General features: G+C 58.7%; 16 protein-coding genes. 4 read left to right on the top strand and 12 right to left on the bottom strand.

Going from position 1 to position 16002, the window contains the following annotated elements; all coding sequences use genetic code 11:
• Positions 1-81 precede the first annotated feature (81 nt).
• The 3 genes from ACYVI2_RS08140 to ACYVI2_RS08150 all read right to left on the bottom strand — a co-directional run bounded on the left by ACYVI2_RS08140 (position 82) and on the right by ACYVI2_RS08150 (position 2601).
• On the bottom strand, positions 82-669 hold the full coding sequence (locus ACYVI2_RS08140; RefSeq protein ID WP_460490292.1) for a hypothetical protein: 588 nt from the start codon (positions 667-669) through the stop codon (positions 82-84).
• Positions 670-807: 138 nt separating this feature from the next.
• On the bottom strand, positions 808-1770 hold the full coding sequence (locus ACYVI2_RS08145; protein WP_415822325.1) for a Bug family tripartite tricarboxylate transporter substrate binding protein: 963 nt from the start codon (positions 1768-1770) through the stop codon (positions 808-810).
• A 111-nt stretch (positions 1771-1881) separates the two neighbouring features.
• Complete coding sequence (locus ACYVI2_RS08150; RefSeq protein ID WP_415822324.1) at positions 1882-2601, bottom strand: PIG-L deacetylase family protein; 720 nt, start codon at positions 2599-2601, stop codon at positions 1882-1884.
• 101 nt (positions 2602-2702) lie between these two features.
• On the opposite strand from ACYVI2_RS08150, the gene ACYVI2_RS08155 reads away from it, so the two are divergent.
• Both ACYVI2_RS08155 and ACYVI2_RS08160 read left to right on the top strand, forming a co-directional pair.
• Positions 2703-3407: an IclR family transcriptional regulator gene (locus ACYVI2_RS08155; protein ID WP_415822323.1), complete on the top strand. Its 705-nt coding sequence runs from the start codon at positions 2703-2705 to the stop codon at positions 3405-3407.
• Positions 3408-3600: 193 nt separating this feature from the next.
• Positions 3601-5019: a short-chain fatty acid transporter gene (locus tag ACYVI2_RS08160; RefSeq protein WP_415822321.1), complete on the top strand. Its 1419-nt coding sequence runs from the start codon at positions 3601-3603 to the stop codon at positions 5017-5019.
• Between the two features lie 92 nt (positions 5020-5111).
• On the opposite strand, the gene ACYVI2_RS08165 is transcribed toward ACYVI2_RS08160, so the two are convergent.
• From ACYVI2_RS08165 to ACYVI2_RS08180, 4 genes are all read right to left on the bottom strand, one after another.
• Entirely contained in the window at positions 5112-5492 is a 381-nt protein-coding gene (locus ACYVI2_RS08165; RefSeq protein WP_415822320.1) for a hypothetical protein, read from the bottom strand.
• 310 nt (positions 5493-5802) lie between these two features.
• Entirely contained in the window at positions 5803-6708 is a 906-nt protein-coding gene (gene kdgD / locus ACYVI2_RS08170) for a 5-dehydro-4-deoxyglucarate dehydratase (protein ID WP_415822318.1), read from the bottom strand.
• A gap of 63 nt (positions 6709-6771) precedes the next feature.
• Positions 6772-7527, bottom strand: coding sequence for a FadR/GntR family transcriptional regulator (locus ACYVI2_RS08175; protein ID WP_415822316.1), 756 nt, complete (start codon positions 7525-7527; stop codon positions 6772-6774).
• Positions 7528-7740: 213 nt separating this feature from the next.
• Complete coding sequence (locus tag ACYVI2_RS08180) at positions 7741-9309, bottom strand: argininosuccinate lyase (RefSeq protein ID WP_415822314.1); 1569 nt, start codon at positions 9307-9309, stop codon at positions 7741-7743.
• A 153-nt stretch (positions 9310-9462) separates the two neighbouring features.
• Between ACYVI2_RS08180 and baeS the strand changes: the two genes are divergently transcribed.
• The gene (gene baeS / locus ACYVI2_RS08185; RefSeq protein WP_415822312.1) at positions 9463-10842 is read left to right on the top strand and encodes a sensor histidine kinase efflux regulator BaeS; all 1380 of its coding nucleotides are present in this window, start codon (positions 9463-9465) and stop codon (positions 10840-10842) included.
• Between the two features lie 8 nt (positions 10843-10850).
• Positions 10851-11522, top strand: a complete 672-nt coding sequence (locus ACYVI2_RS08190) for a response regulator (protein WP_415822310.1) — start codon at positions 10851-10853, stop codon at positions 11520-11522.
• Here ACYVI2_RS08190 and ACYVI2_RS08195 read toward each other — a convergent pair.
• The 5 genes from ACYVI2_RS08195 to ACYVI2_RS08215 all read right to left on the bottom strand — a co-directional run bounded on the left by ACYVI2_RS08195 (position 11504) and on the right by ACYVI2_RS08215 (position 15804).
• The gene (locus tag ACYVI2_RS08195; RefSeq protein ID WP_415822308.1) at positions 11504-12148 is read right to left on the bottom strand and encodes a UbiX family flavin prenyltransferase; all 645 of its coding nucleotides are present in this window, start codon (positions 12146-12148) and stop codon (positions 11504-11506) included. The two genes, ACYVI2_RS08190 and ACYVI2_RS08195, sit on opposite strands and share 19 nt — an antisense overlap.
• 81 nt (positions 12149-12229) lie before the next feature.
• Complete coding sequence (locus ACYVI2_RS08200) at positions 12230-13213, bottom strand: Bug family tripartite tricarboxylate transporter substrate binding protein (RefSeq protein WP_415822306.1); 984 nt, start codon at positions 13211-13213, stop codon at positions 12230-12232.
• A 69-nt stretch (positions 13214-13282) separates the two neighbouring features.
• Entirely contained in the window at positions 13283-14347 is a 1065-nt protein-coding gene (locus ACYVI2_RS08205; RefSeq protein WP_415822305.1) for an isocitrate/isopropylmalate dehydrogenase family protein, read from the bottom strand.
• Positions 14348-14462: 115 nt separating this feature from the next.
• Entirely contained in the window at positions 14463-14882 is a 420-nt protein-coding gene (locus ACYVI2_RS08210; RefSeq protein ID WP_415822304.1) for a cupin domain-containing protein, read from the bottom strand.
• A 61-nt stretch (positions 14883-14943) separates the two neighbouring features.
• Positions 14944-15804 carry an amidohydrolase family protein gene (locus ACYVI2_RS08215; protein WP_415822303.1) on the bottom strand — a complete coding sequence of 287 codons (861 nt, stop codon included), beginning with the start codon at positions 15802-15804 and terminating at the stop codon, positions 14944-14946.
• Between the last annotated feature and the right edge of the window lie 198 nt (positions 15805-16002).

Below are 16002 nucleotides of genomic sequence, written 5' to 3' on the forward strand. Positions count from 1 at the left end.
CGGCAAATCGACCGCGATCACCGTCGCACTGTCGAGGCGCGCGACCGTCAGAATCAGCGACGCGATGAAGACCGTGATCATTCACAACGCGGCGATCAACGTCCGGGGCAACCGGGACGAGGCGACAATGACCACCGGCCGAACGGGCAACCCGACCGGCGCGATTTCCAGCAGAACCAGAATGCCAACCGTGGTGATGACGGGCGACGTGCTCAAGAGCAGCGTCAGCAGCAAGATCGCCAACAGCGGCAGGAAGATCAGCGCCAACAACAAGCTCGCCAGCAGCAGCAAGAGCAACGCCAGCAACAAGATCGTCAACAGCGGCAGAACGAACAACGCCAGCAGCAAGATCGTCAACAGCGGCAGAACGAACAACGCCAGCAGCAAGCTCGTCAACAGCAGCAACAAGAGCAACGTCAGCAGCAAGCCCGTCAACAACAGCAGCAAGAGCAACGCCAGCAGCAAGCCCGTCAACAGCAGCAGCAAGAGCAACGCCAGCAGCAAGCCCGCCAACAGCAGCAACAAGCGCAACGCCAGCAACAAGCCCGTCAACAGCAGCAGCAAGCGCAACGCCAGCAGCAAGCCCGCCAACAGCAGCAGCAAGCGCAACGTCAGCAGCAATCGCGCCCACAACAGGAGCGCCGAGGTGGTGGCGGAGGAGGTAACCATGGCGGCGGTGGTGGCGACCACGGAGGCGGTCGAGGCAACCGGGATTAGGACACCTGGATGACCTCAATGCCGGGGTAGCCTCATGGCATATGCCCTCAACAGATGACAGGCCCGGACACCATGCCGCCGGGCCTGTCGTCAATCAATCTGAATATTCGCGTCCTTGATCAGCTTGGTCCATTTTTCTGTATCTCTACGCACGATATCCGTCAGCTCTTGCGGACTACTCGACACAAACTCAACACCTTGCGGATCGAATTTCTCGTTGAGCTCCGGGTTTTTCAAGGTTTTCACCACGGCCTGATTGAGCTTTACCACGATCTCGGGCGGCGTGCCGGCCTTGGCGAACAAGCCATACCACGTGGTGTATTCCATCCCGGGCAAGGTCGCTGAAATCACCGGCAGTTTGGCCGTATCGGTACCGGAACTCGGCGCACTCATCGTCAGCGCCCTCGCAGAGCCCTGATCAATCATGGGTTTCAACGACGGCATGCTGCTGAACAGCGCCTGGACCTGCCCTGACGCCAGATCCGTCACCACCTGCGACGTTCCGCGATACGGCACGTGCACGACATCCACCTTGGCCAGGCTCTTGAACAGCTCCATGCCCAAATGCGCAACACCGCCTACCCCAGCGGAACCAAAGTTGACTTGACCGGGGTGCGCTTTGGCATAGTCAATCAACTCTTGCGTCGTGTGCACGGGCAATTTCGACGTCACGACCAACACATGCGGGCTCTGCGTCAATAAGCTGATCGGCGTCAACAACTCCAGGACTTTTTTATCCTGCATCACCTTCGACGGTACCGTCATATTGCCCGACGCAGGCATCAACAAGGTGTAGCCATCGGCGGGCTGACCCAGCACTTGGTTCAATGCCGGCACACCATGACCGCCGCCCAGATTGACTACCACGACGGGCTGCCCCAGCTCCTTGCCCAGCAACATGGCGAACTCGCGTCCTACCATATCTGCCGGACCGCCCGCGGCGAACGGAATCACCATGCGTATCGGACGTTCGGGATACTCGGCCATGGCCTGGCCCAAGGGCAACAGGCCCAACACCAGCGCTGCTGCGCCGAGGATTTTCTTTGTCAGCATCATGCTCCTCCTGAATTTTTTTGCTGTAGATTTGCGACTAAAAAACTATCTGCTCCGACTTTACGCAGCCGTCTCTCGTACTGCACGTGCTCGGCAACGATGCTCTGATGCTCATTCCACGAAAGCGGGCACCACAGCAGGGAAAATGCTCTGATAGGCTTCGCCATACAGCGTGCCGGCACTCTTGGCCCGCCGCCCCGCCTGAGCCCCGCGCTGCAACGCCACACGCTCGTAGTACGCCCACAGATTGCGCTGCGTCGGCATCGCTTGCATGGCCTGCCATTTCTGTTCCCAGACCGCGGTGATTTCCAACAGCAGATTGGGTTTGAACCCGCACAATTCAGATTGATGCGGCTCAAAACACAGAACCTGGGGCGGCACGACATGGTCGGCCCCATGGCCAGGCGCCATCGCGTGCATGCGAGCACGCAGCACCATTTCATAAGTACGGCAGTGATCCAGATTCGAGGAATCGTGCTCCGGGTGAGTCAGCACCACAGCGGGCTTGGTCGCGCGCATGGTTTGCGAAATCCGCTGCACCGACTCCGGCGACTCGGGCAGGGGATAATCGCCCAGATCATAGAAATCCAATGACGCAACACCCAGGATCTCGGCTGCCGCCTCTGCTTCGGCACGCCGCAATTGCTTGACCGCATCGCGCTCCACCGGCGCCGCTCCTTGCCAAGCGGCGTTGGACTCGCCGTTTTCGCCATAACTCAGACAGATCAAATGCACAGGGACACCGCGCTGTGCATGCAAGGCCATGGCGCCGCCGCAACGCCAAACGAAATCCCCGACATGGGCAGTCACGACCAACATTGAGCTCGACATTTGTGTCTCCTCGATTGGGATGAAGAATGTCGCCATTGTATTTTTGTACAACTCCGTTGTACTCTATACAACAATCGAGACTCTACATAGGAAAACAGCTGATGAGCAATGATGGCGTTACCGCCGTCGAGCGGGCATTAAGTGTGCTGGACTGCTTCAAACCCGGTGCAGAGCACCTTTCCCTGGCGGATTTTTCCGCACGGATGAGCCTGCACAAAACCACGATTTTTCGCCTGTTGAATTCGCTGGTCCGGTGTGGCTATGTCGTGCGCGAGATCGACGGCCGCTACAGCCTGGGACCTCGTATTTTGTACCTGGCACGGGTGTATGAACGCGGTTTCGACCTCGATGCCGTCGTCATGCCCGTACTGGAACGGCTGTCTGCAGAAACGGGCGAAAGCGCAGCCTATTACGTAGAGTCCGGAGAGCCGGGGCACCGCCTCTGCCTGTTTCGCCATCAACCCCACGAAGGCCTGCACAGCCAAGTCCTGGCGGGCACAGTCATGCCGCCGGACCTATCGTCCACCGGCCGGGTCTTTGCCATTTGGGCACAAGGCAAATATCCGAATGACGAACGGCTGCCGCTCTATTCCCGGGGCGCGCGAGACCCCTATACCTCGTCGTGGTCGACGCCCATCGTTGGAGACGATGACCGTTTCGTCGGCGCACTGACCATTGCAGGCCCTACTGCGCGCTTGGACCACGTTGACAAGGCCCATTTCGAAAGCCTGATTCTGGGTCATGCACAAGAGCTGTCAAAACGTTTAGGGGCTTCCGCAGAAATACGAGACGCGCTTTATAAGTAACGCTCAACCCAATGAAGCCGGCCACGCCTCACGCGCAGTCAGCATCGTCCGTTATAGCGTTTTTGTCATATCTATCTCCGATATGCACAATACTTTCTGATGTACATTCGCGAAGCGCGATTTCCGGGGCATGACTATCGCCCCTGCAATAAGCGCGCGGAAACAAAGTAATTATGTAATTGGAGATGTTGGTATGGCTGTTTCAGTACAGGAAAGCCGGTCTGCCCGGTTCGCCATGCGTTGTGCCAGTTGGGCAGAACGCTGGTTCCCCGATTCCTGGGTATTCGCCACGGTTGCCGTGTTGATCGTCGTAGTAGCCGCGTTGGCGATGGGTGCTCCCGCCACTGCGGCGGCCAAAGCATTCGGCGATGGATTCTGGAGCCTGATTCCATTCACCATGCAGATGGCGTTTGTGGTGATCGGAGGCTATGTAGTGGCGAGCTCCAAACCCGCCTCGCGCTTGATCGACGTTCTGGCGAGAGTCCCCGGTAATGGCCGCTCTGCCGTTGCATGGGTTGCCTTTATCTCCATGCTGGCCTCGCTGCTGAACTGGGGATTGAGTCTGGTATTCGGCGGCCTGCTGGTCAAGGCGCTGGCTCGCCGCACGGACATCAAAATGGATTACCGTGCCGCCGGCGCCGCCGCCTATCTGGGCTTGGGCGCGGTGTGGGCATTGGGCCTGTCGTCATCGGCAGCGCAATTGCAGGCCAATCCAGCCAGCCTGCCGCCGTCGATACTGGCCATCACCGGCGTGATTCCTTTTACCGAAACCATTTTCCTATGGCAGTCGGGCATCATGCTCCTGGCCCTGGTGATCGTTTCCATCATCGTGTCGTACATGACTGCGCCCGGCGACCAGAGCGCCAAAGACGCCGAAGCCTGCGGCATCGATCCGGTCGTCGTGGTGCCCGAGCTGCCCAAACGCACGCGTCCGGGCGAATGGCTCGAGTACAGCCCGTTCCTGATCCTCGTTCTGGTTGCGCTCGCAGGCGGTTGGCTTTGGCACGAATTCGCGACCAAACCAGCCATTCTGGCCATCTCAGGGTTGAACACCTATAACCTGCTGTTCCTGATGGCAGGTGCGCTGCTGCATTGGCGGCCGCGCAGTTTTCTGGACGCCGTAGCTCGCGCCGTGCCGACCACGACCGGCGTACTGATTCAGTTCCCCTTGTACGGCTCCATCGCCGCGATCATGACGACCGTACAGGGCGCCGATGGCTCCACCCTGGCCCACCACATTTCAGATTTCTTCGTACAGATCGCCTCGCACGATACGTACGCACTGCTGATGGGTGTGTATTCGGCGATATTGGGCTTTTTCATTCCGTCGGGTGGCGGAAAATGGATCATCGAGGCCCCGTACGTGATGCAAGTCGCCAACGATTTGCAGTATCACTTGGGCTGGGCCGTACAGATCTATAACGCCGCAGAGGCCTTGCCTAATCTGATCAACCCGTTCTACATGCTGCCGCTGCTAGGCGTACTGGGTCTGAAAGCGCGAGACCTGATCGGTTTCACGTTCGTGCAGTTGCTGGTGCATATCCCGCTGGTGCTGGGTCTGCTATGGATACTCGGCGCCACGCTGAGCTATTTCCCGCCCATGCAGCCCTGACCCTCTCGATAACTGAGCCGCACTGCACATCAACATGTGCATCGCGGCTCAGCTGCGGCACATCGGCGCGGCCCAAGCCTTCCGTCCAAGTGTCAACCACCACCCAACTGAGGTGCGCCACCCTGCTTGGGCATAACAAAATGAGCCATGATGATACGGTCCTCGTGGTGAGAAATCGATCCTATCAAGCCCGACACGATCCCGATAAAGGCGGATCGGCCCATTCGAGGCCCCAGTTGATCCCCCCCGAGATACAAATCGGCGGCGAACGGCAGCGCACAACCGTAAGACATCGCCTGCACTAGCCCTACCCGATCTACCATACCAATGAGCGACCCGCCAATGATATAACCTGCGGTGGTTCCCACAGCGCCTACGGCGGCGGCAGCGATATGCACTCCCTCTGGACCAACGCCAGCCGTCCCGCCCGCACAATCAGCCCTTGATATCTCATGCAAAGTGAGTTCACGCATGACTTCTCCAATTTCTACGAGACAAAAAAATTTCACCTCAGCGCATCGGAATGATGCCAAGACACTCGGTGCCTGAAACACAATCTGAGGCGAATTCGGAGACAGCAGCGTAGCGGACGGTTTTATCGAAAATGCGGATACACGTATTTTCGATAAAAAATTCAGACACAGGGTCATCACGCACTTTTTTGTTTGGGGACGGCCCGGCAACAAAAACGCGTGATCAGACTCACCACTCAAACAAAAAGCCCTCCGCTTTTTATACCGGAGGGCTTTTCAGCGCCTGCTTACACAGGCGGTTTGCGGCAGCTTACTTGCCAGCGCGCTCGATCAGCGCCTTCAACTGCTCTTTCTCTTGTGCCGTCAGATTCGTCAACGGTGCACGAACCGGGCCCGGCTTGTGGCCGATCAATTCAACACCGGCCTTGATGATCGACACGGCATAGCCCTTCTGGCGATCGCGCAGTTGAGCGAACGGGAAGAAGAAATCGTCCAGGATCTTGGCCATGGTCGCGTTGTCATTGGCGTTCAGGGCGTTGTAGAAACGCAGGGCCAGCTCGGGCACAAAGTTGAACACGGCCGACGAGTAGGTGCTCAGACCCAGACCATTAAAGCCCTGGGCGAACAACTCGTGCGTCGGCATGCCGCCGATGTAGGACAGGCGATCGCCCAGCTTGGCCGTGATGTGGCGGACCAGATCGGTCTTGCCGGTGCCATCCTTGAAGCCAACCAGGTTGGGGCAAGCATCGGCCAGACGAGCCACGGTATCAGCCGTCGCCACCGAGTTGGCGCGGTTGTAAATGATGACGCCCAGGCTGGTCGAATCGCACACAGCCTTGACGTGTTGGTAGATCCCTTCTTGGGGAGCTTCCATCAAGTAGTGCGGCAACAGCAGCAGGCCATCGGCGCCGGCGTCTTCGGCACGGCGGGCGATGTCTTTGGCGATAGCGGTGCCGTAGCCGCAGCCAGAAATAATGGGGACATTACCAGCAACCGACTTGGCGGCACGGGTGACCTCACCGATTTCCTCGGGGGTCAAGGAGAACATTTCACCGGTGCCGCCCGCAGCAAACAGCGCAGCGGCGTCATACCCCGACAACCAGCCCACGTGTTCCTGGTAGCTGTCCAGGTTCAAGCTGAAATCGTCTTTGAAGTGGGTAACGGGAAACGACAACAATCCGGAGGCGATGCGGGTCTTGAGTTCTTGCGGTTTCATGTGATCCTCACTAGGTCATAATATGAATCTGGAACAAATCATATTATGAATTTTGAAAACAAGTCAATCGACTTCCATTGGTGTGGGGTGCGTACTACGCCGGGTCAACAGGCGATAGCGCTGTATCCCAATCAACAAGTGGCGCCGCATGGCGTCCCGCGCCCGATCCACATCGTTGGCGAAAATCGCATCGGCGATTTCCTCGTGTTCGGCCAATATCGTGTGATCCCGGCTAGGCAGCGGATCGACGCCTCCCATTACCGTACGCAGCTTGACCCGTGGAATCATGCGGCGCCCGATGTGTTCCAGAAAGGTCTTGAATCGGCTGTTATTCGTAGCCGCAGCGATTGCCATATGAAATCGAAAATCCGATTCATCGGTCGATTTTCCCTCGGCGATCAACTGTGCAAATTGGTCCAATTCCGCCTGAATCGCCGCCTCTTGCGCCGGTGAGCTGCGAGCAGCGGCCAGACCGGCCGCCTCTACCTCGATACCGATACGCAACTCCAGTTCCTCGATGATGTCCGAGATTTTTTCACTGGCGTGCGAAAACAAGGTCAGGGTTTCATCCGACTGCTGCGGCCCGAGCACAAACACGCCAGCGCCCTGGCGGGACTCTAGCAAGCCATCGGCGCGCAGGGTCGCCACGGCCTCGCGGATCACTGTCCGGCTAAAGCCGAATTTCTCCACCAGGACTTGCTCAGTCGGCAGTTTGTCGCCCGGCGCGTAGATACCGCCTTCGATCTGGGCACGCAGCTCGTCCGCAACCTGAGACGAAAGCGTCTTTTTTTTCGTCGGGGCGGTGGGGCTGGCTTTCAAGGTTTTCTCCTGCAATGCGGCGTCGTAAGCCGTCATATTACTGGGAAAACCATGTCATATGACAAATTTCACGCCATTGCCAAGCACGAATTTTAGTTAACTAAAAACCTCGTCCGGCCCCCTCATTTCTCACCAACTCTCCTCAGCACGGCTATCCCGACCCTATGAGGGCCCGGCCAACCCGCCTAGATGTCGGGTTGGCACGCACCTCAATCACTGCGCCCGCGCACTCGCTGCCAACTGATCGAATTGCCGATCCAGATCCGCCAGAGAATTCTTGATGTGATCGCGGCGCGCCTGTATCCATGCGGCCTGGGCCGTCAAGCGCTCATTCGCCTCTTTCAGCATCCGTTGCATTTCCGCCGGCTGCGGGCCGCCGGAGGTCTGGCGGTTTTTCACAATCGCCACCGGGTCCAGCGTCGAGCGAAACTCGGCTTCGCTCATCTGCAACTCGGCGGGATATTCTGTGCCCTTCACCGCCTCAGCGTAAATCCGGCGAGCCTGTTCATACGGGAAATCCAGGGGCTTGATGTTATTGGTCTTGGCATAGTCCACCACCTCTGAGGCGAAGTGATGCCCGACCCGGAATGGCAGCTTGTATTTGCGCATCAGCACATCGGCCAGCTCCTGGGACGCTGTCCAATCGCTATTGAGCTCTTCCAACGCCCGCTCCGGACTGACCACCAGGGCTTTCAAGACGCGATCCCAGCGCTTCAATACGACGATGGCACTATCGACCATGGCGGCATTCTGCTTGTCGTCTTTCGGGTCGCTCATCCCCGGCGTAATGTTATGCGTCTGCCACACCGGCCCCATCGCCAAGGTCACCGCCGTCGAGGCGTCACTGCGCGTGCTGTTCAACAAACCGGGATTGCGTTTCTGCGGCATCGCGCTCGATACATAGGTATTGCCGCCGCCCTCCTGCAGCAGAATCCAGGGCCGAGGCTGCGCATATTGCGTCATCACGTCCTCGATAAAGTTGCCCGTATGCAAGGCGATGCTGGTGACGATAGCGCCCACCTCGACCGGCTGATCCATCGCCGATATCTGCGCCGCATCGTAGGCGTTGTCCACCACCGCCTCAAAGCCCAGGTACTGGGCCATGCGCTTGCGATCCAACGGCCAGCTCGTGCCATTGAGTACGGTCGTCCCCATGGGAGAACGGTCAATTCGCGCATAGGCCTCACGAATACGCTGCGCATCTCTATCCAGGCCCGCCGCATGACCCAGCAAATAATGGCCGTAGCTATTGGGCTGCGCCGCGACGCCGTTCGTATAGTTGGGCACGACGGTATCGGCATGTTTGGCCGCCAAATTCACCAGCGTTGTCGAAGTAGCATTCAACTGATCGGCCAGCTCCAGCAGTTTGTCGCGCAGAATCGCACTGCGAAAAGTGGCATGCATATCCTGGCTGGATCGCCCGGCATGCAACAGCGTGATGTCCTGCCCTGCTGCCTTGATCAAGAGTGGCTCAAACGTAATCACCGTCGAGGGCCGTTTCGCGCCGGGTTGATTACCGTCGTTGATGACCTGGGCAACACCTGCAGCCAGGCGAGCACCCAGGGCTTTGTCCAACAGCCCCTCGTCGGTATTGATCACTGCCGTCGCTTTGTTGATTTCTCCCAGCCAGAAAAACGGATCACGTGCGGGCGCCGCAGCGGCAGCTTTATTGGTCGCTACAGCATCCGCAGTTTTGGCAGGCACCGGCTGCTGTGCCCAGGCACCGGCGTTGGCCAACGAAAAGATAAACGCAACACTCAGGATAGCGGGTGTATGTCTCATGGCATTCTCGTTATAGGTGGGGTATCCGTCCGTATGGGGCCGGACCACCAGTGTACCGAGTGTGCAGCAAATGTGGATTTCTCGGCCCAAACGTGGCTTTTCCCGCTTCATGGTGCAAAATTTCGCTTTATGCCCATCTTTCCACGCCCGACTATGAAGCTCGGCATCACCTCCAAGTTGTTTCTGGCAGTACTCGCCTCGTGCGCGATCGTGCTGCTGATCAACAACTTTGCCTCGCGCATCAGTTTCCAGCGCGGCTTTCTGGGCTATCTGAACGAACAAGGCGAAAGCCGCATGTTGTCGGTCATACCACGCATCGCCCAAGCCTATCAGGCCCATGGCAGCTGGGACTTTCTACGCACCGACGACCTGCAGCCCTGGTTTGAATTCATGCGTCCCGATCCCATGCCGGATCAGACCCGGCTCGCCCCTCCAGTGTCCGATCAAACAGGTGCCGTCCTGCGCTTTGCACTATTGGATCGCGATTATTCATTCATCGTTGGCAACCCCGATGCCAATCGCAGCTCTATCCTGCGTCCTGTCACCGTAAACGGAAACACGGTGGGATGGATGGCGCTCGTGCCCTTTCAACAAGCCGTTTCCGCAGGCGATGTACGTTTCTACGAGTCGCAACTGCAGATGTGGTGGCTGATTGGCCTGTTCTCCGTATTGACAGCAGCGTTGCTCGCCTGGCTGTTGTCCAGAGCGTTACTGCAACGCGTTCACGGCCTGGCCGCGGCCACCCATCGCCTGGCCGCAGGAGACTACACCACCCGGGTACGGCGCATGGCCAAAGACGAACTGGGCGGCTTGGCGCGCAACTTCAATCAATTGGCCAACACCTTGGAACATACCGAGCAAGCACGGCGTCATTTCATGGCTGACATTTCACATGAATTACGTACCCCGCTGGCCGTCATGCGCGCCGAAGTCGAGGCGATCCAGGACGGTATCCGGCCCATGACACCGGCCTCGCTGTTGCCCTTGGAACAACAGATCCAGCAACTGGGCAAACTCGTCAATGACCTGCATGACCTGTCGCTCACGGATATCGGCGCGCTGACGTATCGCCGTGTTCCCCTGTCGCTGGCCACTTTGCTGGAGGCCACATTGCTGTCCATGCAAAGCCGTTTTGAAAGCGCCGGCCTGACATTACGGTGGCACATTGACCCCGATCTGGAGCGCGTCGAAGGCGATGAGCGCCGGCTGCAACAACTGTTTGGCAATCTGCTCGAAAACGCCCTGCGCTACACGGACGCCGGTGGCGTCGTCGAGGTCCAATGCACCACACAAGATGGCCAGATCAAAGTCGTTTTTCAAGACAGCGCGCCCGGCGTCGATGCCGACAAACTCCCCCGCCTGTTCGAGCGCTTTTATCGGGTAGAGGCCTCGCGCAACCGTGCCAGCGGCGGCAGCGGCCTGGGCCTGGCAATTTGCCGCAATATCGTCCAGGCACACGAAGGCAGCATCGAGGCGTCCGCCTCGCCGCGGGGCGGGCTGCGCATCACCATTCATATCCCGACATTGGCCTGATCGCTACCATGTCCCAAAACCTGATTCTGATTGTCGAAGACGAACCGCAACTCTCCGCCGTCTTGCGCGACTATCTGTTGGCTGCAGGCTACCAATGCCATCAGGTCTATGACGGCGCCGAGGTCGTCAAAGCCTATCAACAGCATCGTCCTGACCTGGTGTTATTGGACTTGATGCTACCCAACCGCGACGGTATCGACATCTGCCGGGATCTGCGCGCCATCTCCGACACACCCGTCATCATGGTCACCGCGCGGGTCGAGGAAATCGATCGTCTCTTGGGCCTGGAGGTCGGTGCAGACGACTACATCTGCAAGCCATTCAGCCCCCGTGAAGTCGTCGCTCGCGTCAATACGGTACTGCGGCGCTATCAACGCAAGCCGTCGTCGAGCGCGACACCGGGATTGGCGATAGATGACTCGGCGCTGCGCGCCAGCGCAAACGGCCAGGACCTGGGCTTGACGCAAGTAGAATTCCGTTTGCTGCGCACCCTGGCCGCGGAGCCCGGACGGGTGTATTCACGCGATCAACTGATGAACCACCTGTACATGGATCACCGCGTGGTGACCGACCGTACTGTCGACAGCCACGTCAAAAACCTGCGGCGCAAGCTTGCTCAGGCCGGTGCAGAAGATTGGGTACAGTCCATCTACGGCGTAGGCTACCGTTTTGAGTCTTGATCGGCTTGATCGTCATCGTCATCGATATCGCCGATCTCCACCGCATTCGGCACCTCGCCCCAGCGCGGCATATTGGGCATGTCCAAGCCAAAACAATCCAGCGCGCGTCCCAACGATTGATCCACAATGTCCTCGATGGACTTGGGATTCGTATAAAACGCCGGGACAGGGGGATGGATGATCGCCCCCATCTCCGTTGCCGTCAGCATATTACGCAGATGACCTGCATGCAGCGGCGCCTCGCGCACCATCATCACCAGGGTACGGCGCTCTTTCAGCACCACGTCGGCTGCGCGCGTCAGCAGCGACGTCGTCACACCGGTAGCGACCTCGGCCAAACTGCGTACCGAACACGGGGCAATCAGCATGCCCATCGTGCGAAATGACCCGCTGGCAATTGCCGCCCCTACATCATTAATGGGATACACGACATCTGCCAGGGCGTGCAAATCACGCCGGCTCAGCTGAGTTTCGTATTCGCGCGTCATTTCCCCGGCCCGCGACACCACCAGGTGCGTCTCGATGCCCAGTTCGCGCAATACTTGTAACGCGCGAATGCCATAAATCACCCCGGTCGCACCGGTAATGCCCACAATCAGGCGGCGGGGGGGATCAGACTGCTTCATTATTGGAGGGGCCTTGAGGAAAACGAGCTTGCGCACGGACTAATCCAGATACTTTACCGTATTTGAGTTCGCCGCCTCAGCCTAGTCCTTCGTCACCCCGGCACTCTGCACCACGGCGCGCCAGCGATCGGACTCCTGCGCGATAAATTGCCCGAATGCCTCTGGGCTGCCTTTTACAGGCACCGATCCCAGCTGCGCCAGACGTTGCCGGGTTTCCGGTTCGTCCAGAATGAGGTTCACCTGTTGATTCAAATATGACACGATGGGCTTGGCCACCCCTGCCGGCGCCAACAATCCATACCAGACCGGCGCGTTGAACTGCGGATACCCCGCCTGGGCAAACGTGGGCACGCCAGGCAATGCCTCCAGCGGCTGATCGCCCGTCACCGCCAGTACCTTCACCTTGCCGCCTGCGGCTTGTGGCACTGCTGAGGGTGCGGTGTCGAACATGGCCTGTATCTGCCCGCCAATCAGATCCACCATCGCAGGCCCACTACCTTTGTAGGGCACATGCTGCATATCGAGCGCGTTCTGCGATGCAAACAGATATCCGGCCAAATGCACCGAGGTCCCCGCACCGCCAGAGCCGTAGTTGACTTCGCCAGGATGTTGTCTGGCATACGTGGCAAACGCCTTGACGTCCTTGAAAGGACTGGCCGCGCTGACCAAAAGCACTGTCGGCGAGTTCGCGATATGGGCAACGGGAGTGAAGTCCTTCGCCACGTCATAACGCAGCTTGGGATAAAGGAACGGATTGATAGACAAAGTCACCTGGCCGAACAACAACGTATAGCCATCGGCCGCCGCACGTGCAGCGAACTCGTTGCCGATATTGGTGCCCGCACCGGGACGATTTTCCACAATCACGCTGGCGCCTATCCTGTCGTTCAAACGCGAGGCGATATAACGCGCGATATTGTCGCTGCCGCCTCCCGGAGAAAACGGCACGACCACCGTCACCGGGCGTGCCGGATAACCGTCTGGCCCATTACCCGCCATCGCCACAACAGGCGCAACCATCCCCAGTGCAGCACATAATGCCGCACGCAAACGTGCAATATTCATCGGTGTCTCCTCGCTCGGCCGACAGGTGACTCGAACGTCCACCTTGCCGGCGATACGCTTAGTTCAGATTCACAACTGTTTGGCCACTGCGGCGCCAAACGCTCGAGTCCCTATGCTGCCGCCGATATCCGGCGTACGCGTAGCCGGATCGTCCAACACCCGATCAACGGCGGTATGAATCGCCTGCCCGGCCTTTGCGTAGTTTTCCAATTGGCGATGCTCGCCCACCCAATCCAACAGCATCGCCACCGACAGAATCATGGACGTAGGATTGGCCTTGTCCTGCCCCTGAATGTCGGGCGCCGAGCCATGTTGAGCCTGTGCACAACACAGCTCATCGCCTGCCATGACCGAACCCGCCAGGCCCAGGCTGCCCGACAGCTCACTGGCCAGATCGGAGAGGATATCCCCATAGAAATTCTCGGCCACCAACACGTCAAAGCGCTCCGGCGATTTCACCAGATGCGCGGTCGAAGCATCGACCAGCAGATCATCCAATACGACCTCAGGAAACTCCGCTGCGACGTTGCGCACGCACTCCAGGAACAACCCGTCCGTCATATGAAAGCTGTTTGCCTTGTGGATAGCCGTCACTTTTTTTCGGCGTTTCATCGCCAGTTCGAACGCGCGGCGAGCGATACGCTCGCTGCAATGACGCGTGATCTTGCGTACGGACAATGCCATATCGGGCGACGGCATCATTTCGCCCCAACCGCGCGCCATATTCCTATCCGGATAGAAACCCTCGGTCGCCTCGCGCATGATCACCAGATCCATCTGGCGGCCCGCGCGCATATTGCTGGGGATGCTGTCACGCGTGCGTGCCGGGCGAACGTTGGCGTACAGATCCAGGCCCACGCGAAACGCCCCTGAAATATTGCGCCCGCCCTTTTCCGGCGCAGGATAATCCGCATGCGATTGCGTGCCCAGAATAATGCCATCGTAGGCGCGCGCGCCCTGCAGCACCTCTTCGCGCAGCGTTGTGCCATGCTTTTCCAGGCTGACAAAGCCCACATCCTCGTACACGAAAGAGAGGTCCAGGCCATAGCGCTGATCCGCGGCCTTGAGCACGTTGACCGAGGCTTCGACAATTTCGGGCCCGATACCATCACCGGGCAGCACCAAGAATTTCATCTTCCTATCCTAAAAATAACCACTGATTTGTCGTGCTTGCAGCGTCATGCGCAACGCCCCCCTGAACGACCCAGGCACCGCGACCATTCACGCCGCCCAGGGCGGTCCCAGGCAATTAGCCTTGGCGGCCATGCTCCGCCGCAATGGGCCGAGTTTCGCCACTGTCCACCAATGTGCGAGTGGCATTCTGCGAGCCGTAAATCCACAGAATCTTCATGGGCTCGGTCTGCGACGCGTTACGAAATCGATGCGGTACCCCTGGCGGAATAAAGGTGACGTCCTGCGCCTTGACGGCGAATTCCTCGCCATCGATGTCAAAGATCGCACTGCCCTCGACCAGCATCACACTTTCCTCGCAGTTGTGATGATGAAAGGGAATCTGCGCCCCGCCCTGGAACTCGGTGTAGCCGGTAATGAACGCGGTCGCACCGACGCCGCGCGTGACCAGCGGCGTCGTACTCGCGCCACCTCCCCGGTCATGTTTTTGAACGGTTTCCGGCTGGATCAGCACCGCGTTGGAGTTTGTCTTGATCATGAGTACATTCCTTTAAAAACTGCCCGTGCATAACGCTCACCTGCACAGACACATAGCCAAATCAAATTTCAAAACCATAGAGACGCGCGGGGTTGTCGACCATCAACGCGTTGAACTGCTGCGTGTCCGAGACCCACTCGCGTAGCAACGCAAGCGTGGCCGCCACGTCCACCTTTCGAAACGGCTCGATCTCCGTCACGGCGCCCTTGCGCTGGCCATTACCGCCGGTATGCGGCCAATCGGATGCCCATACCAGGCGATCCGGCGCGATCTCCAGGCACTGGTGCACCATGGGCGCCAAGTCGGCGTACTCGGCCACCTGCGACACCCGATATGGCGCCGAGAGCTTCATCCACACATGATGGCAGGGCAATAGCGAGGCCAGCGTCTTCATTGATGCTGCGCCGCCGCCAAAATGATCCAGTACGACAGGCACTTTCGCGTTCCGCAACACCGGCGCCAACACAGCCAACGTATCGCTATCGACGTGCAATTGCACATGCCAACCACGCCCGCTGATCCGATCTGCTGCCGCCTGGAAATCCTGAATCAACACCGACGGATCCATGCCGGCATGCACATGAAAATTCAAACGCACGCCTCTCACCCCCAAGTCCTGCAACGCATCCAGCTCCGATTCGGACACGGCGGCGGGATCCACGACTGCAACGCCACGAGCCCGCTCCACGCCCAACGTTCGCAATGCCTCGCACATGGCGCGGTTGTCCAGTCCGTAGCAACTAGGCTGCACCAGCACCGTTCGCTCAATGCCCAACGAGGACTGCCACTGCCGTAACGCCTGGAGCGGTGCTGCCGCGGGGGTATAAGCCCTGCCGGCGTCATAGGGATAGCGCTCGGGGCAAAACACATGCGCGTGGCAATCACAGGCATGGGCTGGCAAAACGGTCACAACAGAGGACATGTGAACTGCCTGATCAGGGGAGGTTTCTCGGCTGAGCGCCCCGGGGGGCATCGACCTTGGAAACGATCGATTGGTCTTTTGTTAATATAAAGTACCATTCATTCAAATCCCGGCGCAAGCAAATTTTGAAACCGAACCATCGCCCCGGCCGAACCCGGCGTCATCAACGTGCGCCTCTCGCTGACGCTGAGATACGAT

The sequence above is a fragment of the Bordetella tumbae genome (assembly GCF_054780995.1).